Origin of the sequence: Yersinia sp. 1652 StPb PI, from assembly GCF_041538345.1 — a bacterium.
In the GTDB taxonomy this organism is placed as follows: Bacteria; Pseudomonadota; Gammaproteobacteria; order Enterobacterales; family Enterobacteriaceae; genus Yersinia; species Yersinia enterocolitica_E.
The window spans coordinates 2,110,194-2,136,408 of record NZ_JAULSM010000001.1; the positions used below are offsets into that span (position 1 = coordinate 2,110,194).

Consider the following 26,215-nt stretch of genomic DNA (forward strand, 5'->3'; position numbering starts at 1 on the left):
TGAAAAGTAATTGCATTGTAAATTAATTGTGAATTAAGTCACGACCTGACATTAATATGTTGGCTAGATTTTTCTGCTGAGTTAATTTTCTGTCAACAGAATATTGTGCTTTAGGTGTTGTTTGGGGGGAGGATGGTATGCGCATTGTCATTTTAGGAAGCGGTGTGGTGGGGGTAGCCAGTGCCTGGTACTTAGCCAAAGACGGGCATGATGTTACGGTGATTGACCGTCAGCAGGGGCCCGCGCAGGAAACCAGTGCCGGTAACGCAGGTCAGATATCGCCGGGATATGCGGCACCTTGGGCCGCGCCTGGGGTACCTCTGAAGGCCATTAAATGGATGTTCCAACGCCATGCGCCGTTAGCAATCCACCTTGACGGCAGCAGCTTCCAGCTACGCTGGATGTGGCAGATGCTGAGAAACTGCGACACTTCCCACTACAGGCTCAACAAAAGCCGTATGGTGCGTCTGGCAGAATACAGCCGCGACTGTTTAAAAGAGCTGCGTGAAGACACTGGTATTCAGTATGAAGGCCGTCAGGGGGGAACACTGCAACTGTTCCGTACTGAACAGCAATTTGATAACGCCGCCAAGGATATTGCGGTGTTAGATGATGCGGGGGTGCCATATTCACTGCTAACGGCTGATCAACTGGCAACGGTGGAACCGGCATTGGCGAAAGTTGCACATAAACTGACCGGTGGTTTACGTTTACCTAATGATGAAACCGGCGACTGCAAACTGTTTACTGAACGCTTAGCCCAAATGGCCGAGCAGGCTGGGGTTAAGTTTGTGTTCAATCGCTCGGTGGATAAATTGCTGGTGGACGGTGACCAAATCGCCGGTGTGCTGTGTGGCGACGATATTATTAACGCAGATGCCTATGTAGTGGCCTTTGGCGCTTACTCTACGGCGCTGTTAGCCGGGCTGGTCTCGATTCCTGTTTATCCACTAAAAGGTTATTCACTCACTATTCCTATTACAGATCCGGCCTCGGCACCTTTCTCCACCGTGCTGGATGAGACCTACAAGATTGCCATTACGCGCTTTGATGACAGGATTCGGGTTGGGGGGATGGCGGAAATCGTTGGATTTAATACTCAATTGGCACCAGCACGTCGTGAGACGCTGGAAATGGTGGTGGGTGATTTGTACCCTCATGGGGGCAATATCAGTCAGGCCACGTTCTGGACCGGGCTGCGCCCGATGACACCTGATGGTACGCCGATTGTCGGGCGAACCTCACTGAAAAATCTCTATTTGAATACCGGCCATGGCACCTTGGGCTGGACCATGGCCTGTGGGTCGGGTCAATTATTGGCTGATATTATGTATGGGCGTCGCCCAGCGATTCTGGCGGATGATTTATCGGTCGCGCGTTATAGCGCGGGCTTTCGGCCACTGAATATCACGCCCTTACACGACATTCACCCTGTGCGCTAAAAGGCGCCGATTGATCATTACAGCCCACTGCCGGGCTGTAAATAATTGAATACCGCCCAAGAAGGAAAAAGCATGCCTCGCCCGATATCCGCTACGCTTCATTTATCTGCTTTGCGCCATAACCTCAGTATTGTTCGTCGTCTGGCCGGTGCCGCTAAAATTTGGTCAGTGGTGAAAGCCAATGCCTACGGCCATGGTCTGGCCCGCATTTGGCAAGGGCTGGACGCAACCGATGGCTTTGCGTTATTGGATTTAAATGAAGCGATAATGTTGCGTGAACAGGGCTGGCAAGGGCCTATTTTGCTGCTTGAGGGGTTCTTTCGTGCGCAAGATATAGTCCTTCTCGACCATTACCGGTTAACCACCGTGGTACACAGTGACTGGCAGCTTGACGCCATCAAAGCGGCGCGGCTGAGCACACCACTCGATATTTATTTAAAACTTAATAGCGGCATGAATCGCTTAGGTTTTCCCATCGGGCAGGCAGAGGCTATCTGGCAATGGGCTAACAGTATAAATAACATCGGCAAGGTGACGCTAATGAGCCACTTTGCCAATGCAGATAACCCTATTGGTGCCAGCGAGCAATTCACACTGATTCAGCAGGCCAGTGGGCATCTGGTGGCTGCGCGCAGCTTTGCCAACTCGGCGGCAATATTGCGCAATCCTGAAACCCACTTTGATTGGGTGCGGCCTGGTATTATCCTCTATGGCGCGTCACCCAGTGGCGATGTAAACGATATCGCTGGCATTGGATTGCGCCCGGTAATGGAGCTGCACAGCGAAATTATCGCCATACAGACGCTCTCAGCAGGGCACAGTGTTGGCTATGGCAGCCGCTACAGTGCCACAGGCACACAGCGCATCGGTGTCGTCGCTTGCGGTTATGCCGATGGTTACCCACGGCTCGCTCCCAGCGGCACGCCCATCAGGGTGGATGGCATACTGACTCATACGGTGGGGTCGATTTCAATGGATATGCTAACCGTAGATTTGACACCCTGTCCGCAGGCGCAAATGGGGAGTAAAGTTGAGATCTGGGGGAATAATCTGCCAATCGATGATGTGGCGGCGGCGGCAGGCACCGTGGGGTATGAGTTGATGTGTGCACTGGCGAGTCGCGTTAGCGTCATCACCGAGCGCACTTAGGTTGTTTCTAGTTTATTTTCTGCAAGTTACCACGGACATGCTTACTGGCACGGCGTGCCTGCCAAGCCAGTAGACACCCTGCCAGCATTACGATGGCAAGTGATAATTTAGGCTCGATTGGTAAGGACATTGCCAGCAAGCCTAACCCAGCTCCCCCGGCCATTTGCACAAAACCCACCAGCGCGGAGGCGACACCGGCTTCATTGGCATACGGCTCCAATGCATAACTGGTGGCTGGCCCCATCATAAAGGCTAAACCGGCACAGGCACTGGCAACGGGTAACATATACACCAGCCAGTGTTGCTGTATTTCTGCCGACAGTTGCGTCAGACCAAATAATAACCCCAGACACCCCAGCGCCATCAACAGGCTGCCGGTCATCAGGCAGGTAGGGCGGCCGATTTTTTGGATAATACGGTTAGCAATAAAACTGACCGCCATGATCCAAAAGCCATTGGCGCCGAACACCAGTGAGAACTGTAATGGGCTGAGTCCTGCGCCCACCATCAATACGTTGGGTGCCAGCGAGACATAGGTTAAGGCCATGCCCATAGCGCCCGCGTTCACCAGTGCGAAAATCAGAAAACGGTCATCACGTAAGATGCGCAGATAGTTCTTTATCGGCAAGCCCTTAACGGCTTGGGTACCCGCTGGCCGTGTTTCTGGCAGGAAGATAATTATCAGAATTAATACCAGCAAGCCATATAACGCCAGGAACCAGAATGGGGCGCGCCAGCCAAAGGCTTCCGCCAACAAACCACCGAGCAAGGGAGCCAATGCGGGTACGATATTTAACGTCCCATTAAGGAAACCAAAAGCGCGCGCGGCCTCATTACCGTTGAGGCGGTCACGCACCCCACTGAATGCCACTACCGCAGTACAGCAAACAGCGACACCTTGTAACAGGCGAGAACTGACAAACATCAGCGGGCTGACTGCCAGTGCAGCCATCGCGGCCCCCAGCATGTAGAGAATAATACCGATGATGGCTATGGGTTTACGCCCATACTTATCGACTAATGGCCCAGCAATCAGCTGACCAATACCCAGCACCAGAATAAACAAGGCAATAGTGGATTGAATCAGCGACTCGCTACTGTTTAGCCCCTTGGCTATCGCGGGAATCGTGGGTAAGTAGAGGTCGATGCCCAATGGGCCGAGCAGAATCAGGCTTAACAGCAGAAAAAGAAATTTTTGCATAACAAAAAAACAACATCCAGATTGCAAAGGCGACAAGAATAAAGAATTTATCGACGAATGAAAAGGTTAGCCATCGCCAACCAAACGATAGTGACAATGTCACCTATTGGTGTTCTAAATCGACTAATAGGGTACTACAACTAATAATTAATCTCTTGTTATTGATTAGCTACTGGTAGTGCGATGCTCTAACCACTGTTCTAGTTTCACGGCAGGTAATGCCTCGGAAAAAAGAAAACCTTGGCCTATTTGATAACCTTGGCGGCTCAATAATGTACGTTGTGCCTCGTTTTCTACCCCTTCGACAATCACTGATAGTTGCAAACTTTCACCAATACGGATCACCGCCTCACTTAATGTTCGGCTGGTTTCGTCATGCTCAAGATCATGGACAAAACTTTTATCCAGTTTGATTTCATCAAGATCCAAATGGCGCAGATAACTCAGACTGGAATAGCCGGTACCAAAGTCATCCATTGATAAACGCACACCCAGTCGATGAATTTTTTCTATCGTGGCAAAAATCGCCGGATTATTTGCAATTAATATGTCTTCGGTGATTTCCAGCGTGAGATCCTGCGGCGGCAAGTGGTAATGCTGCAAGATATGCAAAATCATGTCCGGCAAGCCTGGATTATGGAAATTGGTTGGCGATAAGTTCACTGAAACCGAGGGCACATCAATACCCCGTAAACGCCAGTCCGCCAACTGTTGACAAGCCGTCTCAATCGCCCACAGAGCCAGTTCGTTGATCAGCCCGCACTCTTCAGCAATAGGAATAAAACGCTGTGGGGGAATGTTCCCCAGTATGGGGTGAACCCAGCGACTAAGGGCTTCCACACCATATAGGTGCCCATCTTTTAACATCACTTGTGGTTGATAAAATAACTCAAGAGACCCGATATGAAATGCATGACGCAGAGCATCTTCCATATCCTGGCGCTGTTGATTGAGATTATTCATCTCTGCACTGAAGAAATTGAAATGACCATGTCCCATATTCTTGGCTTTATGCATGGCAATGTCGGCGTGATTCATCAGCGCATCCATTTCTAAACCATTTTCAGGATACAAACTGATCCCGACACTGGCCGAAGGAATAATATTGACGTTGGCTATCTGACAGGGCTGAGACAGCAGACTGAGCATTTTCTCAACCTTCACGGTAGCCTGCTGCATGGTGCAGGGGGCTAAAATGATAATAAACTCGTCGCCCGATAAGCGGCCGATAATGTCACTTTTGGGCATGTCGTTGCGCAATCGTTGGGCAATCAAGGCAAGTAATTCATCACCGGCGGCCAGGCCGAGTGAATCATTAACTTGTTTAAAACGATCCAGATTAATGATTAATACTGCCAGCGTGTAATCCATTTCAGCGGCAAGGGCGATAGCTTGTTTGGCATAAACCAGAAACTGAGTGCGGTTAGGCAAGCCAGTCAGGGAATCATAAAAAGCCAAATGCTGAATTTGCTGACGTGATTGCTCCCGTTCCATCGCCAACGAGCACAAATTTGCGATTAATTTGACCAACTGATGGTGGAACTCGCTGGGGCCTCGCGCTTCTTTGTAGTAAAAGGCAAATGTGCCCAGAACATCCCCCTGGCTCGACAGAATAGGCGTCGACCAACAAGCTAACAAACCATGGGGTAGAATTAGGTGCCGATAGTTCTCCCATAATGGGTCAGTGGCAACATCATGGACTTCAACCGGTTCTTTACGAAATGCGGCGGTGCCACATGAGCCAGATCCCGGGCCAATAGGCACACAGGCCAGCGCCGCAGTATAAATCAGGGGGAGGTTGGGCGCCGCGAGATGGCTGAGGTAGTGGGGCCCGCTGGCTTGCAAAATACTGGCGGTCACCTCGGGAGCAATCCGCTCAACCTCGTGGCACAGCAAAGACATCACTTCTTCCAGTGGCCGCTCTTTAACCAGTGCTTCCAGTACCTTATATTGCAACACTTCATACATTTTGGTCAGCGTGATATCAGTCAACACGCCAATGCTATAACTCGGTTTACCCTGCTCATCAACCAGCGAGTTGATAATGGCGGAACACCAATGCGGTTGTTTGTCTTTACTGTAGAACAACTCTTTGGGCAGTAATTGCTGATGTGAATTTGGCGAAGTGGAATCAATTAACCCCAGTTGTTCAGGATGTGCACTCTGGAGTAAATCGACCATGCTCTGGCCCAGAGCCTGTTCGGGTGTATAACCGAATAACTTAGTAAATCCTTGATTAATATAAACTGCTTGTTGCCCGTGATCACTATTAGCGGCAATAAACATTGCGCTGTCGCTGCGATCAGTTAATTGGGTTAAAAGTTCTACCCACTCTTGAGTGGCTTTTTGTTGCTCAATTAAAAAAGTAATATCCTTAGCGATTTTCACCATCCGGGTAACGCTACCTTCTGGGCCTGGTACCGGTTGATAGATGGCGGCCAGCCAGACCGTGGATCCGTCTTTGTGCAATCGCTCAAAACGGCCCTCAACGGATTTCCCCGCCAGTAAAGATTTCTTCAGTGTCTGATACTCGTCGCTACTGGCATATTGTGGATGGCAAAACATAAGATGATGTTGACCAATGACTTCATCACGTTGATAGCCAAAATAATCAAGGTAGTTTTGATTAACCGCAATTATGCGACTGTTGAGATCAAACTCAATGATGGCTAATGAGCGGTCCAATGCACTTAATAACGCACTACTTTCGTCGTATTCAGACTGCGTGGCATCCTGCGATGCTGCTGTTTTTTTGGGCTTCATGATAAATTCCTATGTAAAAGAAGCGCTTGGCAGTCGTGTTACGTAAATGAATTACCGCTCTAACCATTGAAATAGCACTATTCTTAAATAAATAAAATAGGATAAATGACAAATATTCCAATACGTATTAATAGCATCAAGATTAAAAAAATACGGCCGTCTTATTTACGCTGGTGGTATTTCAATACATCGCTCTGTGTCCACACCATGAACATCATTGTGTTAATCAGCCAGTGCTAAATGGAGGAATAAGTAATATTAAGTTTAGTCGATATCCAGATAGCTAAATGTGGGATTGATTGCTGGCACGTGACAGCAATCAATCTATTTCCGACTAAGGTCTATTTTAAAACGGTGGGATGCTTTGCTGGAAGGTAACCGGCCATTACCTGACAAAAACCTCGTCAGGCAATGGCGGATAGATAAAGGGTTATGAGTGGGTATCCATTGAGCCAAAACGACCGCCGTTAAAATCAGCGATGGCCTCGATTATCTGCTGCTGAGTGTTCATCACAAATGGCCCGTGACCGATAATAGGTTCATCAATCGGCTCACCACTCAGTAGCAACAGCACCGAATCATTATTGGCCTCAATAGTTACATTGCTGCCCGCCGCATCCAGTAATACCATTTCGGCATCGCGGGCAACGGCATCGCCATTGACCAATACGGTACCACGCAACACAATTAATGCCGTGTTCCAGCCAATGGGCAGTGAAAATTCCGTACTTTTACCCTGATTCAGCCGTATATCCCAGACGTTGAGTGGTGAGAATGTCTGAGCAGGGCCATTTTTACCCGCATACTCACCCGCTATTACCCGCAGGCTGCCAGCATCTTCAGCTAGTACTACCTGAGGAATAGTTTCACTGCGAATGGCCTGATAACCAGGATCTGCCATTTTATTTTTTGCGGGCAGATTGACCCACAATTGCACCATTTCAAAGGCACCGCCACGTTGTGCGAACATATCTGAATGAAACTCTTCATGCAGAATCCCGCCACCTGCCGTCATCCACTGCACGTCCCCAGGGCCAATAACGCCGCCTTTGCCGGTGGAGTCACGATGTTCAACTTCGCCGTGATAAACGATGGTGACAGTTTCAAAACCACGATGCGGGTGTTGCCCGACACCCCGGCGATGTTTGGTCGGGGTAAAATCCATCGGCCCGGCATAGTCCAGCAGCAGGAACGGGCTGAGCTGTTTACCATGGCTTTGATATGAAAACAGTGAGCGAACCGGGAAACCATCTCCCACCCAATGCTGGCGCGGTGCGCGATAAATACCTTGAACTTTTTTCATCGTAAACTCCTTACAAACATCATCAATGAGGTGTTGCAGCCCGGCACAACCTCTGGTCGGGCTTCATGTTGGATAAAGTATATAATTAGGATAATTTAAGCAGTAGATAGCAAAATTAGTTATCACTGTTCTATTATCAGAACAATGATGAAGTTATCTCTGGCAAGTAATACAGAGGCAGGTTATGCAAGATCTTAATGATCTCTACTATTACGCAGAAGTGGTGGAACACGGTGGATTCAGTGCTGCCGCGCGGGTATTGGGGTTGCCAAAATCAAAACTGAGCCGACGGCTGGCATTGTTGGAAGAGCGACTGGGCGTGCGTTTAATTCAGCGTTCAACCCGCCGTTTTGCGGTTACCGACGTGGGGCGTACCTACTACGAACACTGTAAAGCGATGCTGGAAGAGGCCAATGCCGCTCAGGAATCAATTGACTTAACACGGGCAGAACCCCGTGGTGTGGTGCGCATCACCTGCCCAGTGGCGCTATTACAGGCCACGGTTAGCACCATGCTGGCGGATTTTATGGTCAGTTGTCCTTTGGTGACGATTTATCTTGAATCGACCAATCGACAAGTGGACCCGATTGCTGAAGCCATTGATATTGCCATTCGGGTTCGGCCACCGCCGTTGCAAGACAGTGATTTGGTGTTGAAGGTGTTGGGTAACCGTTGTCAGTGTCTGGTGGCCAGCCCGGATTTGGTGGCACGACAAGGTATCGTCAATGTTCCGGCAGATCTGACTGGCTGGCCAAGTCTGGGCTTGGGCCGCGCGCCCCAAGAATTTATCTGGCATTTAGCCGGGCCAGAGGGCGCGCATGCTGCGATTTATCACCAACCCAGATTGGTGACGGCCGACATGACAACGCTTCGTAGCGCAGCACTGAGTGGTGTCGGGGCAGTACAGCTCCCGGTTATGATGGTGGCAGATCAGCTGATGGCTGGAACGCTGATTCGCTTATTACCGGATTGGGTATTACGCCATGAGATTATTCATGCGGTATATCCATCACGGCGGGGATTACTGCCGTCTGTTCGCAGTGTGCTTGATCATTTGGCGTTGCGGTTTAGCCAACTCGAAGACCAATAGCCAGGCCTTTGCATAGCTGAGCCGCGGGTAACGCGGCAAGTTGTACCGACTCAATGCTTGTGGCGGTGATGTGAATCCGGGTAATGCGGGTGGGAGTGTGCCAGTGGCTGATGTTGATGGCGATGCTTATGCGCCACACCGACTGTCACAGGAAAATCATGTGTATGTTGATGATGTGCGTCATGGTGATGTTCATGTTCATGCAGCAATTCATCATGGATATGCTGATGGGCATGCTGTTCAGTGAGATGCAATGCGATCCCTACAGCCATCAGGAGACCCGCCACGATGAGTGGTATAGTGACAGTGTCACCCATAATAACGGCCAATACAGCCCCTAAAAATGGGGCAATAGAGAAATAAGCACCAGTGCGAGCAGTACCAAGATGGCGCAGGCCGATAACAAAGAGTGCCAAACTCACGCCATAGGCAAAAAATCCCACCAGAAGGGCCGCTGCCAGATTTGTCAGTGGTGGCAATGTTGCGCCGAGGACAAAAGCCAGCCCGAGATTGACGATACCGGCAACCAGTCCTTTGACTGACGCAATCCAGGTGGCATCCGTCAATGAAACCTTACGGGTCAGATTGTTATCAATCCCCCAGGCAAAGCAAGCACCCAGAATTGCCAGTGTTGGCCACCATCCGGCAAAACGCGCTTCACCCGGCCAACTTAAAATAGCTGCACCGGCCACAATCACTATCATGCCAAGGGCGATGCGACGGTCAAAATTCTCTTTGAACGCGAACCAGGCCAGTAGGGCGGTAAATACCCCTTCGGCATTAAGCAATAATGATGCGCCAGATGCAGGCATACCCGTTAGCCCTATCATCAGCAGAACCGGGGCAACAATCCCCCCAGCCGTAATGGCACCAATAAACCACCGCCGTTCGTTGCGAGGCAGGCTCACGGCTGTTGCTCGGGTGAGCAGACGGTAGAGCGCCAGGCCGGCACCTGAGCCAAAATAGAGCAGGCCCGCCAGTAGCCATGGACTGACTGTATTGAGTAACTGTTTTGCCAGCGGGGTTCCGGCACCAAACAGCACCGCAGCACTTAATGCGGCTAATACACCGGGCTGTCGTAATCCATCATGCCATTTCATCGATTCAACTCTGAAAATAAGGTCGTAGTGGCAATTTTAGCCCATGAAAAAGCCGGGAAACCATTCCTGTCATGGAAAAAGTTGACCGGCTAATTTTAGTATTAATTATCAACGGTTTGTTTGTGGAACAACTCACGGAATACCGGGTAGATATCTTCAGGTTCTCGGATATGTTGCATGGCAAAGTTGTCAAATTTTGCCTGTAAGTCTTCATATTCCCGCCACAGAGTCTGGTGTGCGCGCCGGGTTATCTCGATGTAGCTATAGTAACGCACCATTGGCAGGAGCTTTTGGGCCAGTAACTCATGACACAGTGGTGAATCATCGGCCCAGTTATCGCCGTCTGAGGCTTGGGCTGCATAGATATTCCACTGCGTTGGGTCGTAACGTTCCTGAACCACTTCTTCCATCAATTTCAGGGCACTGGAGACAATTGTTCCGCCGGTTTCCTGCGAATAGAAGAATTCTTGCTCATCAACTTCTTTCGCTTGAGTATGGTGGCGGATATACACGACATCAACGTTTTTATAGGTACGGCTCAGGAACAGATAAAGCAGGATGTAGAAGCGCTTTGCCATGTCCTTGGTGGCCTGATCCATCGAACCTGACACATCCATCAGGCAGAACATCACCGCCTGGCTGGATGGCTCAGGACGCCGTTCATAGTTCTTATAACGTAAATCGAAGGTATCGATAAACGGAACCCGCGCGATTTTTTGCTTTAATTCAGCAATGGCTTTACGTACACGTTCTTCTTCCAGCAATTGTGCTGGTTCCGTGTTTTCCAGTACGTTCAGTGTTTCTTCCAATTCGCGTAACTCACGGCGCTTACTGGCTGTCATGGCGGTACGACGCGCCAGTGAGTTTTGCAGTGAGCGCACCACGCTGATATTGGCGGGCACGCCATTCGAGGTATAACCCGCACGATGGGTTTTGAATTCGGTCAACTGCTTATACTGATTTTTCTTCAGATTGGGCAGCGCCAGGTCTTCAAACAGTAAGTCGAGGTATTCATCTTTGGAAATCTGAAAGACAAACTCATCCTCGCCTTCACCGTCCTGACCAGCATTACCCTGACCACTGCCGCCGCCTCCACCGCCACCTTGAGGGCGCTCCACCCGGTCATTGGTGACAAAATGGTCATTGCCAGGATGTACCCGGTGACGTAACCCACCACGGCCCTGATGGAACATCGGCTCATTGATATCATCAATAGGTATCGAAACTGACTCGCCGCTATCAATATCAGTAACTGATCTTTTATTGATGGCATCGGCAATCGACTGTTTAATTTGCGACTTATAGCGGCGCAAAAAGCGCTGGCGATTGACCATGCTCTTATTCTTGCCGTTAAGTCGTCTGTCAATAAAGTAGCCCATATATCCCCCAAACGACTTTGTCACTGTCCCTGCATCTTTCACGCTGTAGCTGTGTTGGCTGCCATCACTTACCCCAGTCACTTAGTGGACTAAGCTCCTGGGGCTTTGTTCAGTTGCCGCCTTGCTACAACGCGAAATCTATTGGGACTGTCCCTGCATCTTTCACGCTGTAGCTGTGTTGGCTGCCATCACTTACCCCAGTCACTTAGTGGACTAAGCTCCTGGGGCTTCGTTCAGTTGCCGCCTTGCTACAACGCGAAATCTATTGGGTCTATACCTACGATGCCGTAGTGAATCGGTAAATGGCTTATGACGATTTTCTCACCCGCAGATACCATTCACACAGCAAACGAACTTGCTTACGGGTATAGCCTTTCTCCATCATCCGATCGACAAAGTCATCATGTTTTTTCTGCTCATCCGTTGAGGTCTTGGCATTAAAGGAGATAACCGGCAGTAACTCTTCGGTGTTAGAGAACATTTTCTTCTCGATAACCGTGCGCAGCTTCTCGTAACTGGTCCAGTTTGGATTACGGCCATTGTTATTGGCTCTGGCGCGCAACACAAAATTGACGATTTCATTACGGAAATCTTTCGGGTTGCTGATACCCGCTGGCTTTTCAATTTTCTCCAGTTCAGCATTCAGTGATTCACGGTCAAACAATTGCCCGGTATCAGGATCACGATACTCTTGATCCTGAATCCAGAAATCGGCGTAGATAACATAACGGTCAAAAATATTCTGACCATACTCAGAGTAAGACTCCAGATAGGCGGTTTGAATCTCTTTACCAATAAATTCAGCATATTTCGGGATTAAATAGCCTTTCAGGTGTTCGAGATATTTCTCCGCAACATCTTGTTGGAATTGTTCGCGTTCGATCTGCTGTTCCAGTACGTAGAACAGGTGCACCGGGTTAGCAGCCACCTCAGCGTGGTCGAAGTTAAATACTCTGGAGAGGATTTTAAAGGCAAAACGGGTAGAAAGGCCGTTCATACCTTCATCAACTCCAGCGTAGTCGCGATATTCCTGATAAGACTTGGCTTTAGGATCGGTATCTTTCAGGCTCTCACCGTCATACACCCGCATCTTGGAGTAAATACTGGAGTTTTCTGGCTCTTTCATCCTTGAGAGAATCGAGAAGCGAGCCAGCGTTTCCAGCGTGCCAGGTGCACAAGGCGCATGGGTCAACTCACTGTGATTTAACAGTTTGTCGTAAATCTTGATCTCTTCTGATACCCGCAGGCAATAAGGCACTTTGACAATATAAACACGGTCAAGGAATGCCTCATTATTCTTGTTATTACGGAATGTTACCCACTCGGATTCGTTAGAGTGCGCGAGAATTATACCGCTGAATGGCAGGGCGGATATCCCCTCGGTCCCGTTATAGTTCCCTTCTTGTGTTGCGGTCAGTAGTGGGTGCAGCACCTTAATTGGGGCTTTGAACATCTCGACGAATTCCATGATCCCCTGGTTAGCACGGCATAAAGCACCGGAATAACCATAAGCATCTGGATCGTTTTGGGCGTGATTTTCAAGTTTACGGATATCAACTTTACCGACCAGTGCCGAGATATCCTGGTTGTTTTCATCACCGGGTTCGGTTTTCGCTATCGCAATTTGTTCAAGGATAGAAGGCCAGACCTTGATAACTTTGAACTTGGTAATATCACCGCCAAAATCGTGCAGGCGTTTTGCCGCCCATGGCGACATAATCGTACCGAGATAGCGGCTTGGGATACTGTATTCTTTGGCCAGAATCGCCGCATCTTCTTGCGGATTGAACAGACATAACGGGTGGTCATTGACCGGGCTACGTTCACCGTTAGCACTTAAAATATAGATAGGCACCCGTTGCATCAGGGCTTTCAGTCGTTCAGCCAATGATGACTTACCACCACCCACGGGACCCAGCAAATACAGGATCTGTTTCTTCTCTTCCAGCCCTTGGGCGGCGTGTTTGAGATAGGAAACGATCTGCTCTATGGCTTCCTCCATGCCATAAAACTCTTCAAAAGCAGGGTAGCGAGCGATAACCCGATTAGAGAACAGTCGAGACATGCGGGACTCAAGCGCGGTATCGACCATGACTGGCTCACCAATAGCCATCAGCAGACGCTCAGCCGCATTAGCATACGCGCTGCGATCTTGCTGGCAGATTGTGAGGAACTCCTGGAGTGTGAACTCTTCGTCCTTGGCCGCCTCATAGCGCTGGCGATAGTGATCAAATATGTTCATAGCGATGCCCGTCCTGTTTGAATGGTTGGGAACATAAAATAGTAGTAGCGCTTTATTGGGTTAAAATTTTGAAACTACTACCTTATTGTTATGGCCGTGTCTCCTCCAAAGGTCAAGTTAAGCCAGACCACAGATTTGCCACCCCTCAAACAATAAATAACCATTATTTGGTAATTAAATCTATTTATTATTCGATTAGTAGTGTTTTATATATGATTACTGGAGTTTATCTATTTGAATATCTCGATATTTTATTGTAATCAAATCTACGTAAATTTTTAGGTTGTCAGCCTCTTCGTTATCGGCGATAAGTTATACAAGCAATATCGATATCTGGCTGACATGTGTAAAGATTTCGCCACGGGCAACCAATTGATTTACACTAAGTTAACTAATTATTTTGTTACCAATGGGATTTAATCCGTGAAAAAACATTCTTTAAAAGCCAAGCAAATAAAAACACTGGCTGCCTTAGCCGTCGCTACGGCCGTTTGCATGCCGACGGCAATGGCAGGAACCTGGTCTTTGGGGGCTTCTGCGTTAGTCAGCCCAGACCCTTACCGGGGTAAGAACGACCGTGTCTATCCGGTACCTATCATTTCTTATGAAAGCGATAATTTCTACTTCCGTACCTTAGCTGCGGGTTATTACTTGTGGAAAGATGACAATAATCGCTTATCAATCGATGCTTATTACTTACCGCTGCACTTTACGCCAGGTGACAGTGATGATCAGCAGATGAAGCAGTTGGATAAACGCCGCAGTACCATGATGGCGGGGATGTCATATTCTCATATTGAGGATTGGGGGACGTTGCGCGCTATGTTCTCTGGCGATGTGCTGGATAATAGCGGTGGTTTTATCGGCGATTTGGCTTACCTGTACCGCTTTAACGTCGATAGCTGGACGCTGACGCCGGGGGTAGGTTTTAACTGGAACAGTGGTGATCAAAACAGTTATTACTATGGCGTGAGCGGTGCTGAATCTGCCCGTAGTGGTTTGGCGCAATACAACCCAAGTGATAGCTGGTCGCCATATCTTGAGTTGTCGGTGAACTACAACATCAATCCGAATTGGAATGCGTTCTTTACCGGCCGTTATGTGCGCCTGGCCAGTGAAGTGAAAAATAGCCCAATGGTTGATGCATCATACAGCGGCGTGTTGTGGACTGGCGTGACCTATACTTTCCGCTAATTAATGACGCGGTAATGTTGAGCCATAAAAAATGGGGCATCGCGCCCCATTTTTGTGCCTAACGACATCTGGAACGTTAGCTATTTTTACGGCTACGGATGGTCATGGCAAGACGCGCCGGGGCGTCAAGTGTTGCCACCAACGGCTTATTCACTCGCGCTGTTTCCACGCAAACCATGGTTTTATAACCCTCATTTGGCATATCAACCATGCTACCAGACAACTCTGCACCTGGATTCCATGCCACTACATCACTTTGGTGATGATGATGTACTTCAATGGTGCGTTTGAGCGCCGCATCTTTGATCAAGCTATAGGCTTCGGGTTGTGTGTAGATACGGTCAGTCTGGCCGTTAAACACTAAATCGCCTTGTTGTGTGGCATCGGCAATTTTTAGCACTTTATCGAAGTATTTCTCACCCAGGCCACTGACTTTAATCTGGTCGATGTCGCCAATCTGGAAGTAAGTATGTAGCGCGGCTACTGCCTGGTAATCACCGTGTGATTCCAGCTCCATTTCGCACTCATCACCCAGCTTGAAGCGGGCAATCAATGTGAAGGCATGCGGCCAGTATTTACGGGATTCATCACTGTCTTCCAGTGTGAAGGTCAGGATAACCCCATTCTCGTTTTCATCATGGGCACTGAGAGTCCATGGCAGTAGACGGGCAAAACCATGAGAAGGTTGTGCTGATGGACCAAACCAAGGCCAACAAATTGGCACGCCACCACGGATAGCGACGCCATCTTTAAACGGCGTGTTATTGCTCAGCCAAATGATAGGTTGCTCACCGCTAGGTTGATAGGCCAGCAAATGAGCGCCTTGTAGGCTTACTGCGGCACGCACCTTCGGATGAGAAACCACCACTACCGGCAATTCATCCAGTTGGCGTTGGCTGATGTAAGGCGAAATTTGTTCAACAACAGGTAGGGTGAATACTTTCTCGTTCATTCGTTTGGCCTTATGGGAAAGGGAGCAGGGATCCTTTGAACTTCAGACTCTCGATAATATCACAGGCTGTAAATCTTGTAGCAAATGGACAACACCGTAGTGGTGAATCATTGATATTGCGCAATTTATTATAGCTACAAATAAAAAAGCCACCCGAAGGTGGCTTTTGGCAGAAATCTACATCAATCCATTATTACTTGGAGATGTGAGAGATCAGGTCCAGAACTTTGTTTGAGTAGCCAGTTTCGTTATCGTACCAAGAAACCAGTTTCACAAAGTTGTCGTTCAGCGCGATACCGGCTTTAGCATCGAATACTGAAGTCAGTTTTTCGCCGTTGAAATCGGTAGAAACAACGTCGTCTTCGGTGTAGCCCAGAACGCCTTTCAGCTCGCCTTCTGAAGCCGCTTTGATAGCAGCACAGATTTCTTTGTAAGAAGCTGGTTTTTCCAGACGTGCAGTCAGGTCAACAACTGAAACGTTAGGAGTAGGAACGCGGAACGCCATACCTGTCAGTTTGCCGTTCAGTGCTGGGATAACTTTACCAACTGCTTTAGCGGCACCAGTAGAAGAAGGGATGATGTTCTGGGATGCGCCACGACCGCCGCGCCAGTCTTTATGAGACGGGCCATCAACAGTTTTCTGCGTTGCAGTAGTTGCATGCACAGTGGTCATCAACGCTTCAACGATACCGAACTTGTCGTTGATAACTTTAGCCAGTGGAGCCAGGCAGTTAGTGGTGCAAGAAGCGTTAGAAACGATTTCCTGACCCGCGTATTCTTTGTGGTTGACGCCCATAACAAACATAGGGGTGTCATCTTTAGAAGGACCAGTCAGAACCACTTTCTTAGCACCAGCAGCGATGTGCTTACGTGCTGTTTCGTCGGTCAGGAACAGGCCAGTTGCTTCAGCAACAACGTCAACGTTAACTTCGTTCCACTTCAGGTTAGCCGGATCTCTCTCTGCGGTAACACGGATGGTTTTACCGTTAACAACCAGGTGGCCGTCTTTTACTTCTACAGTACCGTCGAAACGACCGTGGGTAGAGTCGTATTTCAGCATGTACGCCATGTATTCAGCGTCCAACAGGTCGTTGATTGCAACGATTTCGATGTCAGAACGTTCCTGAGCAGCACGGAAAACAATGCGACCGATACGGCCAAAACCGTTGATACCTACTTTGATAGTCATATATTCCACCAGCTATTTGTTAGTGAATAAAAGGTTGGTTGTAAAATTACAAAAACCTTGCCGAGCGTCAAGCGGAATCGTGTCAATTATTGCTACAAATCAAACCAACGACGTTAGATCGAACATTAATCACGCGTTTCCAGATACGATTAGCCTCATTTTTATATTGGGGCGAATTATTCAGTTTAAAGTGAGAATCGGTAATATTTACGATTTTTATCACATTTATACCCAAAATGATTGGCGTTGCAGGTAGGCAGCTAGCGAACGAATCCCGATGAGCTTACATGAGTAAGTGATTCGGGTGAATGAGTGTAGCTAACAACCCTGCAGCGTCAAGTATAAAGGGTATATGCGGTTGTCACTTTGATGGCATACAGTTTAGGACAATTTTAACTGCTTTGTTGTTAATTTTTTGTTATTATTAGGCATTGTTTTCGTTGACTTTATTCCCTGCCAGAGAACCGCACAAATGGCTAAAGAACTGAACTCTACACCAGATATTGAAAAACTGTCCGATATTCAGCGTCATGTCACCCAACAGCGCGGGACAGAAGCCCCGTTTAGTGGCAAATTGCTGCATAACAAACGCGATGGCATCTATGAGTGCCTGTGTTGTCATCAACCTTTGTTTATCTCAGAGTCGAAATTTGACTCAGGCTGTGGTTGGCCGAGTTTTTACCAACCGATCAAAGATGACTCTATTCGCTATATTGATGATAATTCACATAATATGGTTCGAGTTGAAATTCGTTGTGGTAATTGTGATGCTCATTTAGGCCATGTTTTCCCCGATGGGCCGCAGCCTACGGGCGAGCGCTATTGCGTGAACTCGGCGTCATTGAATTTTGTTGATGACCAGAATGGCGAGCAGATTGCCGGTTGATACTCAGCGATTATGCATGTTGAAAAATCGATTCAGCTTATTATTCGTTTTGTTAAGGATACTTTGATGGAGCTTGAAGACCTGATTTCAGTGATGACACCTGAAATTTACCAACGCTTGATGCAAGCGGTTGAGCTGGGTAAATGGCCGGATGGTGTGGCACTGACACCTGAGCAGAAAGAGAATAGTCTGCAAATGGTAATGCTATGGCAAGCCCGTCACAATGAGGATGCTCAGCATATGAGCATTGGCACTGATGGCCAAATTGTGATGAAAACCAAGCAAGAATTGAAACAGCAATTCAGCCAGCCAACATTGGTAAAGCTGAAGCCAGAATAGGGCTGTTACCCACAAGATTTATCAAAATCAACGGAGCCGAGTGAGGCTCCGTTGGTGCTATTTTTATTGCCGGTTATTTGCTTGCTGAATCCATTTCAGCCAGCCACTGTGCCAGTGTTTGTAAGCTTGCCCCTGCTTTATGCATCGTATTTAGGGCGTGTTGACTGTCATGCGGTTGTAGGTTGACCCCGCGACAACCGTCACTGATGACCGTTGTTTGATAACCCAGAGCTAATGCATCCAAGACGCTATATTTCACACAATAATCAGTTGCCAGCCCCATAATGAACAAACGGTCTATCCCTTGCTGCCGTAGCCACTCATCCAAAGGGGTTTTGGCTCGCCGACCATTGTCAAAAAAAGCGCTGTAGCTATCGATATCAGGATCTTGGCCTTTACGGAACGTGGCATCAATTGCGTGTTGTTTCAATTGCGGATGTAAGGCAGCCCCTGGCTCATTTTGCACACAATGCACTGGCCACCAAACTTGTGGTAACCCATCCAGCTCACCTACGGTACCCGATTCCGCATTTGAATTGATGGCAAAGCTGCGGTGTCCGGCAGGGTGCCAATCCTGGCTGGCAATAATAGGTATCTTTTTGCTAAGGCAGGCATCAATAGCTTGATTGGCAATGGCAATAACCTGGTCACCCTCAGCAACAGCCAGCGCCCCTCCCGGACAAAAGTCATTTTGTAAATCAATTAAAAGCAGTGCCGCATTCATTGATATTCCACCGGATCAGTTAGTGTCAGTGAGTTCACCACGTAGGTTTTGTTGCATTAACCGGCGAATGTCTTCAGGGGTTAAAGATTGACTCAATAAATAATGTAGTTTTGTCAGTGCGGCCTCGACCGTCATATCAAAGCCACTGATAACACCAGCGTGGGCCAGTGCATTACCGGTTGCATAGCCTTCCATATTGACTCTACCGGAAATACATTGTGTCAAATTCACTACCACAATACCTCGCTCGCTGGCATTTTTTAACTCATCCAGTAACTCGGCTTTTTGTGGTGCGTTTCCCACACCATAAGAACGTAAAATCAGGGCTTTAACGGGCTGCAACAGGAAGTTGCGCACCACCGCGCCTGATATCCCAGGATAAATAGTCACCACACCAATCGGTTGAGGGGTGATGTTATGAACAATCAATGGCCCATTATTGGCTGGTGACTCGACCGACGCCATACGCCGAATATGAATACCTGCCTCAAGCAGTACCGACAGATTCGGCGAGGCAAAAGCATCAAAACCATCAGCATGGGCTTTAGTGGTGCGATTGCCACGGAATAATTTGTTGTTAAAGAACAGACTGACTTCATTCACTGGGTGGTTCGCGGCCAGATAGAGGGCGTTAAGCAAGTTGGTTTGCCCATCAGAGCGCAACTCTGCCAACGGGATCTGAGAGCCGGTAACAATCACCGGCTTGGCCAGATTTTCAAACATGAATGACAGGGCCGAGGCTGTAAATGCCATGGTGTCTGTGCCATGTAAAATAACAAAGCCGTCGTATAAGCCGTAGTTTTGCTCAATATCGTTGGCAATATGCTGCCAGTCCTCGGGTGTCATATCTGAGGAGTCAATTAATGGCGCATATTCGTGGATAGTGAAATAAGGCATTTCGGGGCGATGGAACTCAGGCATCAGCGCAAGTTGGCGTTGCAGATGGCCGGATACGGGGATGTATCCATGTTCCGAGCGCTGCATACCGATGGTACCGCCAGTATAGGCAACATAAATAGATTTCTTCTGCATGAGCATGAGAGCCTGAAAAGTAGTACTGAATAAGATGGGTGAATTATAGGGAGACTGACGAGGAAAAAAAGCCCGGCGGGTGCCGGGCGGAGTATTTTGATTAATTTTCTAGCGGACATCACCACAGGTTAGGCATAACGCATAGCGATTCTGCGGGTCATTCAATGTACTGAGTAAACTTGGCTGCTCTTGCACGGCTTGCGCCATGGCAGATAGCGGGGCAGGTATCCAAGCCTGAATCGCGGCTGGTAACATAGCTTGTACCGATGCGCTCATTTGGCCGAAAATCAAGTCACTAAGACTCGGCTCATCAACAAACCAATTCAACTGCCAGGTTTTCAGTTGCGCCAGCTCCGCGACCTTCTTCACCGCGTCATCAAAGTCACCTAACTGATCCACCAGACCGTTACTTTTAGCATCAATCCCAAGCCACACATGGCCCTGTGCGATTTGATCCACTTGTTCAGGGGTTTTATGGCGTGAAGTCGCGACCAGGTCAATAAAGGTCTTGTAGCCATTTTCGATATTGATTTGCATCATCTGCGAAAACTCAGGCGGCAAGTTTTTAGTAATCGAAATATCGGCTAATGGCGACGTGGCTACGCCGTCAGTATGAACACCAATACTTTCCAGTGAATTTTGGAAGGTATTAATCACGCCGAAAATACCAATCGAGCCGGTAAGGGTGCTCGGGCTGGCAACGATATAGTTAGCGGGTGTGGAGATCCAATATCCACCCGATGCCGCCATTCCCCCCATCGATACCACCAAGGGTTTATTGGCTGCGCGTAACGCCGCTAATTCTGAACGAATCAACTCAGAGGCGCTGACACTGCCCCCAGGGCTATTTACTCGCAGAATTACGGCTTTAATTTTTGGATCTAAACGCGCCTGGCGAATCTGTGCTGCCAGCGAGTCGCCACCCACGTTGCCCGGAGTTTGCGGACCATCAATGATGGCGCCGTTAGCAAAAATAACCGCTATCTGCTCGCCCTGCTGTGGTGTAGGTACCGGTTGATAGTCATAAATACTGACGTAATTAAAGTCGTTATTCTTTTTATCCCAACCAAAGGTTTTAACCAACTCGGTTTCTACCTCCGGGCGTGACGCTAATGTATCCACCAGTTTATTGTCCAGCGCATATTTTGCCGGAGAACCGCCAGCGGCTTGCAACCCACTGATAACACCCGCGGCACCTGGGAACAGTTGCTCTGGCGTTAACTGCCGGTTGGCAGCAACCGCAGTAAGATAATTTTGCCATAATCCACCAATCCAGCGGCTGTCTGCTTCACGTGCAGCCGGTGACATATCATCACGAATCATCGGTTCAACCGCGGACTTATAGGTGCCAACCCGGAAGATATTCGTGGTGACTTTAAGTTTTTCCAGCAACGATTTGTAATAGAGGTTATTACTGGCGAAACCATGCAGATCGACCGCCCCTTGTGGCGATAGATAGATTTTATTAGCAAAGCTGGCTAAATAGTATTGGGTTTGATTATAGCTATCGCCAATTGCATAAATTGGCTTACCGCTGTCACGGAATTCCCGCAGCGCTTTACCTATATATTGCAATGAAGGTTGGTCGGCACCGGTAAAATCACTCAGTGACAGCACCAAACCGGTAATATTGTTATCGGTTTTTGCCAGACGAATAGTTTCGACAATATCAAACAGCGAGTTTTCCTGTAGGCGATTACTGGATGCCCCTAAGAACTCACGCCCCAGTTGACGTAGTTTATTGTTTACTGCGGGCTGATCAACCACCACGCCACTTAAATTTACCAGCAGCGCGCCTTTAACCGGTTCTGCTGGTTTACTTTGGAACTGAAGGTAAATACCCACACCGACTAAAATTAACAGTATTAAGAACAGATTAAGAATAAATTCCCTGACGAAATTAAGCAGACGCCAGGTCCACTTGAAAAAGCCAGCAATAATTCGCCACAAAGTGCGCATGTTATCTCCAACAAAACCGGGCAAGTACGGTTATCCTAATGACCTGACGAACAAATGTCAGCTTTAAATCACTGTTAAGCCTAGCCGAAAGGTCAACACTGGCAACAAAACGACAACTTATGCTACCGTGCTGAAAATGAAAATCGTTATCAGGAGAGAATGATGGATGCGTTAGAACTGTTACTTAACCGCCGTTCGGCGTCCCGTTTGACCACCCCAGCGCCAACGGGTGAGGCATTGGATCATATTATCCATGCGGGCATGCGGGCACCTGACCATGGCACATTGCAGCCATGGCGCTTTATTTTGATTGAAAATGAGGGGCTGGAACGTTTTAGTCAATTGTTACAACAGGCAGTGCAACATGATGGGGCTGATGACGCGGTATTGGAAAAAGCGAAACAAGCACCGTTTCGTGCGCCGCTAATTATTACCGTTATTGCCCATGTCACTGAAAACCCCAAAGTGCCCAATTGGGAACAAGTGGTTTCCGCCGGTTGCGCGGTACAAGCAATGCAAATGGCTGCGCTGGCTCAAGGTTTTAATGGTATCTGGCGTACCGGTTCCTGGACCCATCATCCCGTGGTTCGTCAGGGGTTTGCCTGCCGTGAACAAGATGAAATCGTCGGCTTCCTTTATCTCGGCACACCACAACTGAAGTCAGCGACGAAAGTGACTCCACTGGATCACACCACTTTTGTGAGCTATTTCTGATAGTTATATGGTCTATAATCGATAGGCTTCAAGGCGGCAGCGAAGAAGCAAATCGCTTGGGGCCGTCTTGAACATCACAGCTTATGCACTTTTATAGGAACTAAGCTGTGTTTTCGTCTGCTTTGTGACCAACCTATCTGCCCGACAGCGGCCTCTACTTACCAAGCCACGCCATAGGCGCTACCATAGGCAGTCTGGATACTAGTCCTACGAGCATAATTCCTCAATAAACTGCTTATTACTGACCATCACACGGGAGAGTGTTATGACACCGCCAGCGATACGTCTTACCCAATACAGCCACGGAGCGGGCTGCGGTTGCAAAATTTCGCCCAAAGTTTTGGATAAGATATTGCATACCGATCAGCAGAAGCTTCTTGACCCTCGGCTGTTGGTGGGGAATGAAACGCGTGATGATGCAGCAGTTTATGATATTGGCGGCGGTGTTGGCATCATCAGCACGACCGACTTTTTTATGCCGATCGTTGACGATCCCTTTGATTTTGGCCGAATTGCAGCCACCAATGCTATCAGTGATATCTATGCGATGGGCGGTAAACCCATTATGGCGATTGCCATCCTGGGCTGGCCGATAGATAAACTGGCACCTGAAGTTGCCCAACAGGTTATCGAGGGCGGGCGCTATGTTTGCCAGCAGGCCGGTATTTCTCTGGCAGGGGGGCATTCCATTGATGCACCTGAGCCGATTTTCGGTCTGGCGGTCACCGGAATCGTCAGCACTGAGCAGGTTAAGAAAAACAGTGCCGCGCAGGCTGGTTGTAAGCTGTTTCTGACCAAGCCGCTGGGTATTGGTATTCTGACGACGGCAGAAAAGAAAAGTAAGTTGCGACCTGAACATCAAGGGGTAGCAACAGAAACCATGTGTCAGTTGAATAAATCAGGGGCGGACTTTGCCAGTATTGCCGGTGTCACTGCCATGACCGATGTTACCGGGTTCGGCCTGTTAGGGCATTTAAGCGAAATTTGTCAAGGTTCTGGTGTTCAGGCCAAATTACATTTCTCGGCTATACCGCGCTTACCGGCGGTTGAAGAGTATATTGCTGCGGGTTGTGTGCCGGGGGGAACTGGGCGTAATTTTGACAGTTATGGCCACCTGATCGGCGAGATGACCGAGTTACAGAAAACGTTATTGTGTGACCCACAGACTTCCGGTGGTTTGTTGTTAGCCGTATTGCCTGAAGCGGAGGCTCAGGTGCAGGCTATTGCGGCTCAGCACGGTATGACGCTCAGTTCTATTGGCGAGTTGAGCTCTGTGGATAACCGCCGGGCGTTGATTGAGATTACAGAATGACCTTTTCTTTGATGCATTTTTGCGGTGAATGATGCGACTTTTTATTGCTGAAAAACCCAGTTTGGCGCGGGCGATTGCCGATATTTTGCCAAAGCCGCATCGTCGAGGCGATGGATTTATTGCCTGTGGCAGTGATCAAATGGTGACCTGGTGTGTGGGTCACTTGCTGGAACAGGCCCAACCTGATGCTTATGACAGCCGCTATGCACGTTGGTCGTTAGCTGATTTACCTATTATTCCTGAAAAATGGCAACTACAGCCTCGGCCCTCGGTCAGTAAACAATTGAATGTTATCAAACAACTTTTGCAACAGGCCGACGAAGTGGTGCATGCCGGTGACCCGGACCGCGAAGGGCAACTGTTGGTTGATGAAGTATTGGATTACCTCGATTTGGTGGCAGAGAAGCGGCAAAATGTCCGCCGTTGCCTGATTAACGATCTCAACCCGCAGGCAGTGGAGCGTGCGGTGGAGCGTTTGCGTTATAACCGCGAGTTTATCCCGTTATGTGTTTCGGCATTGGCCCGCGCCAGAGCCGATTGGCTATATGGCATCAATATGACCCGTGCCTATACTATTCTTGGGCGCAATGCAGGTTATGATGGTGTTTTGTCAGTAGGGCGAGTACAAACGCCGGTATTAGGCTTGGTTGTCCGCCGTGACGAAGAAATTGAAGATTTTATTCCCAAAGACTTTTTCGAAGTTAAAGCCCATATTGTCACGCCTGCGGATGAGCGTTTTATTGCCCTATGGCAGCCGAGTGATTCTTGCGAGTCATATCAGGATGAAGAAGGGCGCTTGTTGCATCGGCCACTGGCTGAACATGTGGTTAATCGCATCACGGGTCAGCCTGCATTTGTAACCTCCTATAATGATAAACGGGAATCAGAAACCGCACCGTTACCCTTTTCCCTTTCGACATTGCAGATTGAAGCCGCTAAACGCTTCGGTTTGAGCGCCCAGCAAGTTCTGGATATTTGTCAGCGTTTATATGAAACGCACAAATTGATTACGTATCCGCGTTCAGATTGCCGATACCTACCAGAAGAGCATTTCGCTGGGCGTCATTCGGTATTGAATGCCATCAGCATTCATCAGGCTGACTTATTGCCGTTAGAGGTAATGGACAGTGATCGGCGTAATCGCTGCTGGGATGACAAAAAAGTCGATGCCCACCATGCCATTATCCCAACAGCACGGGCCAGTAAGGTGAATCTAACCACTGATGAAGGCAAAGTTTACCGATTGGTAGCACAGCAGTATCTGATGCAATTTTGCCCAGATGCACAATTTCGTAAATGTGTCATTGAGCTCGATATTGCTGGCGGCAAGTTTGTCGCTAAGGCCCGTTTTCTGGCGGAGGCGGGTTGGCGTACCTTGCTTGGTAGCAAAGAGCGTGATGAAGAAAATGAAGGCTCGCCGTTGCCGGTGGTGGAGAAAGGTGCTGAATTATTGTGTGAACGGGGTGAGGTTGTTGAACGGCAAACTCAGCCGCCACGACCATTTACCGATGCCAGTTTATTATCAGCGATGACCGGAATCGCGCGGTTTGTGCAGGATAAAGAGCTGAAAAAAGTGTTACGCGCAACGGATGGCTTGGGTACTGAGGCAACACGAGCTGGGATTATTGAGCTACTTTTCAAACGTACTTTTTTATTCAAAAAAGGGCGTTATATTCATGCAAGCCCTGCGGGAAGAGCATTGATTCATGCGCTGCCTGATATTGCTGCACGGCCCGATATGACGGCCCATTGGGAATCGACACTGACACAAATCAGTGAGAAAAATTGCCGCTATCAGGACTTCATGCAGCCACTGGTGGCAACATTGCAAGATTTAATCAGTCAGGCAAAACAAAATCGCTCACCTCAGGTATTTCGTGGGTTGCCAGCTGCACCGTCTGGGGCGATAAAGAAACGTAAAAAAGCACCGTCCAAAACCAAGGATAATAAGTCATGAGAATATTGTTATTGCTAGGTTGTATTGGTTTTGCCTCGCTTATTTCTACTGCGGCGATGGCTAATCGTAACAATGTCGATGTTGTTGTTCCTTTGCCACCTGAAATATGGAATAACTCATCAAATCGCAACACGAATAATAATCCGTGCACTCGCTGTTGTGTCTATCAAAATCAGAATTATTCTGAAGGTGCTGTATTGCGCGTTGAAGGTGAGGTCTTGCAGTGTGTGCGTGATAGCAGTGTGATCGGTACCAATCCATTGATTTGGAAGCGGTTGACCAGGTAAC

The 26,215-nt window shown here is 48.5% G+C and carries 21 protein-coding genes; 10 read left to right on the forward strand and 11 right to left on the reverse strand.

Annotated features, from left to right (window positions below; translation table 11 throughout):
• Positions 1–137: 137 nt before the first annotated feature.
• Both Q2T71_RS09755 and dadX read left to right on the forward strand, forming a co-directional pair.
• Positions 138–1,442, forward strand: coding sequence for a D-amino acid dehydrogenase (locus Q2T71_RS09755; RefSeq protein WP_372558939.1), 1,305 nt, complete (start codon positions 138–140; stop codon positions 1,440–1,442).
• Between the two features lie 72 nt (positions 1,443–1,514).
• Positions 1,515–2,591 carry a catabolic alanine racemase DadX gene (gene dadX, locus Q2T71_RS09760; protein WP_372558940.1) on the forward strand — a complete coding sequence of 359 codons (1,077 nt, stop codon included), beginning with the start codon at positions 1,515–1,517 and terminating at the stop codon, positions 2,589–2,591.
• Positions 2,592–2,598: 7 nt separating this feature from the next.
• Here dadX and Q2T71_RS09765 read toward each other — a convergent pair whose 3' ends face one another.
• The 3 genes from Q2T71_RS09765 to Q2T71_RS09775 all read right to left on the reverse strand — a co-directional run bounded on the left by Q2T71_RS09765 (position 2,599) and on the right by Q2T71_RS09775 (position 7,858).
• Positions 2,599–3,792, reverse strand: coding sequence for a Bcr/CflA family efflux MFS transporter (locus Q2T71_RS09765; protein ID WP_083158975.1), 1,194 nt, complete (start codon positions 3,790–3,792; stop codon positions 2,599–2,601).
• Between the two features lie 165 nt (positions 3,793–3,957).
• Positions 3,958–6,555, reverse strand: a complete 2,598-nt coding sequence (locus tag Q2T71_RS09770; protein ID WP_372558941.1) for an EAL domain-containing protein — start codon at positions 6,553–6,555, stop codon at positions 3,958–3,960.
• A gap of 430 nt (positions 6,556–6,985) precedes the next feature.
• Complete coding sequence (locus tag Q2T71_RS09775; protein ID WP_372558942.1) at positions 6,986–7,858, reverse strand: pirin family protein; 873 nt, start codon at positions 7,856–7,858, stop codon at positions 6,986–6,988.
• 184 nt (positions 7,859–8,042) lie between these two features.
• On the opposite strand from Q2T71_RS09775, the gene Q2T71_RS09780 reads away from it, so the two are divergent.
• Positions 8,043–8,948, forward strand: a complete 906-nt coding sequence (locus Q2T71_RS09780; protein WP_372558943.1) for a LysR family transcriptional regulator — start codon at positions 8,043–8,045, stop codon at positions 8,946–8,948.
• 50 nt (positions 8,949–8,998) lie between these two features.
• Here the strand turns inward: Q2T71_RS09780 and Q2T71_RS09785 are convergent, their stop codons facing one another.
• From Q2T71_RS09785 to yeaG, 3 genes are all read right to left on the reverse strand, one after another.
• Entirely contained in the window at positions 8,999–10,048 is a 1,050-nt protein-coding gene (locus Q2T71_RS09785) for a DMT family transporter (RefSeq protein ID WP_372558944.1), read from the reverse strand.
• A 101-nt stretch (positions 10,049–10,149) separates the two neighbouring features.
• On the reverse strand, positions 10,150–11,427 hold the full coding sequence (locus tag Q2T71_RS09790; protein WP_372559896.1) for a YeaH/YhbH family protein: 1,278 nt from the start codon (positions 11,425–11,427) through the stop codon (positions 10,150–10,152).
• Between the two features lie 307 nt (positions 11,428–11,734).
• Complete coding sequence (gene yeaG, locus Q2T71_RS09795; protein ID WP_083158970.1) at positions 11,735–13,669, reverse strand: protein kinase YeaG; 1,935 nt, start codon at positions 13,667–13,669, stop codon at positions 11,735–11,737.
• Positions 13,670–14,092: 423 nt separating this feature from the next.
• On the opposite strand from yeaG, the gene Q2T71_RS09800 reads away from it, so the two are divergent.
• Positions 14,093–14,863, forward strand: a complete 771-nt coding sequence (locus Q2T71_RS09800) for a MipA/OmpV family protein (protein WP_372558945.1) — start codon at positions 14,093–14,095, stop codon at positions 14,861–14,863.
• Between the two features lie 76 nt (positions 14,864–14,939).
• On the opposite strand, the gene Q2T71_RS09805 is transcribed toward Q2T71_RS09800, so the two are convergent.
• On the reverse strand, positions 14,940–15,815 hold the full coding sequence (locus tag Q2T71_RS09805) for a D-hexose-6-phosphate mutarotase (RefSeq protein WP_372558946.1): 876 nt from the start codon (positions 15,813–15,815) through the stop codon (positions 14,940–14,942).
• Between the two features lie 193 nt (positions 15,816–16,008).
• Positions 16,009–17,004 (reverse strand): glyceraldehyde-3-phosphate dehydrogenase, encoded by a 996-nt coding sequence (gene gapA / locus Q2T71_RS09810; RefSeq protein WP_032819960.1) that lies wholly within the window; start codon positions 17,002–17,004, stop codon positions 16,009–16,011.
• A gap of 472 nt (positions 17,005–17,476) precedes the next feature.
• Here gapA and msrB point away from each other — a divergent pair, with 472 nt between their 5' ends.
• Positions 17,477–17,890 (forward strand): peptide-methionine (R)-S-oxide reductase MsrB, encoded by a 414-nt coding sequence (msrB, locus tag Q2T71_RS09815; RefSeq protein ID WP_372558947.1) that lies wholly within the window; start codon positions 17,477–17,479, stop codon positions 17,888–17,890.
• A 66-nt stretch (positions 17,891–17,956) separates the two neighbouring features.
• Complete coding sequence (locus Q2T71_RS09820; protein WP_083163662.1) at positions 17,957–18,229, forward strand: YeaC family protein; 273 nt, start codon at positions 17,957–17,959, stop codon at positions 18,227–18,229.
• Positions 18,230–18,302: 73 nt separating this feature from the next.
• Here the strand turns inward: Q2T71_RS09820 and pncA are convergent, their stop codons facing one another.
• The 3 genes from pncA to sppA all read right to left on the reverse strand — a co-directional run bounded on the left by pncA (position 18,303) and on the right by sppA (position 21,944).
• The gene (gene pncA / locus Q2T71_RS09825) at positions 18,303–18,953 is read right to left on the reverse strand and encodes a bifunctional nicotinamidase/pyrazinamidase (RefSeq protein WP_372558948.1); all 651 of its coding nucleotides are present in this window, start codon (positions 18,951–18,953) and stop codon (positions 18,303–18,305) included.
• 15 nt (positions 18,954–18,968) lie between these two features.
• Positions 18,969–19,985: an asparaginase gene (ansA, locus tag Q2T71_RS09830; RefSeq protein WP_372558949.1), complete on the reverse strand. Its 1,017-nt coding sequence runs from the start codon at positions 19,983–19,985 to the stop codon at positions 18,969–18,971.
• Positions 19,986–20,093: 108 nt separating this feature from the next.
• Positions 20,094–21,944: a signal peptide peptidase SppA gene (sppA, locus tag Q2T71_RS09835; protein ID WP_372558950.1), complete on the reverse strand. Its 1,851-nt coding sequence runs from the start codon at positions 21,942–21,944 to the stop codon at positions 20,094–20,096.
• A gap of 162 nt (positions 21,945–22,106) precedes the next feature.
• Here sppA and Q2T71_RS09840 point away from each other — a divergent pair, with 162 nt between their 5' ends.
• The 4 genes from Q2T71_RS09840 (at position 22,107) to Q2T71_RS09855 (ending at position 26,214) form a co-directional block, all read left to right on the forward strand.
• The gene (locus tag Q2T71_RS09840; protein WP_372559897.1) at positions 22,107–22,658 is read left to right on the forward strand and encodes an NAD(P)H nitroreductase; all 552 of its coding nucleotides are present in this window, start codon (positions 22,107–22,109) and stop codon (positions 22,656–22,658) included.
• 265 nt (positions 22,659–22,923) lie between these two features.
• On the forward strand, positions 22,924–23,970 hold the full coding sequence (selD, locus tag Q2T71_RS09845; RefSeq protein ID WP_083158962.1) for a selenide, water dikinase SelD: 1,047 nt from the start codon (positions 22,924–22,926) through the stop codon (positions 23,968–23,970).
• 31 nt (positions 23,971–24,001) lie between these two features.
• On the forward strand, positions 24,002–25,927 hold the full coding sequence (locus Q2T71_RS09850) for a DNA topoisomerase III (RefSeq protein ID WP_193784666.1): 1,926 nt from the start codon (positions 24,002–24,004) through the stop codon (positions 25,925–25,927).
• Positions 25,924–26,214 (forward strand): DUF1496 domain-containing protein, encoded by a 291-nt coding sequence (locus Q2T71_RS09855; RefSeq protein WP_372558951.1) that lies wholly within the window; start codon positions 25,924–25,926, stop codon positions 26,212–26,214. The genes Q2T71_RS09850 and Q2T71_RS09855 overlap by 4 nt, the downstream gene beginning before the upstream one ends.
• Position 26,215: the final 1 nt, after the last annotated feature.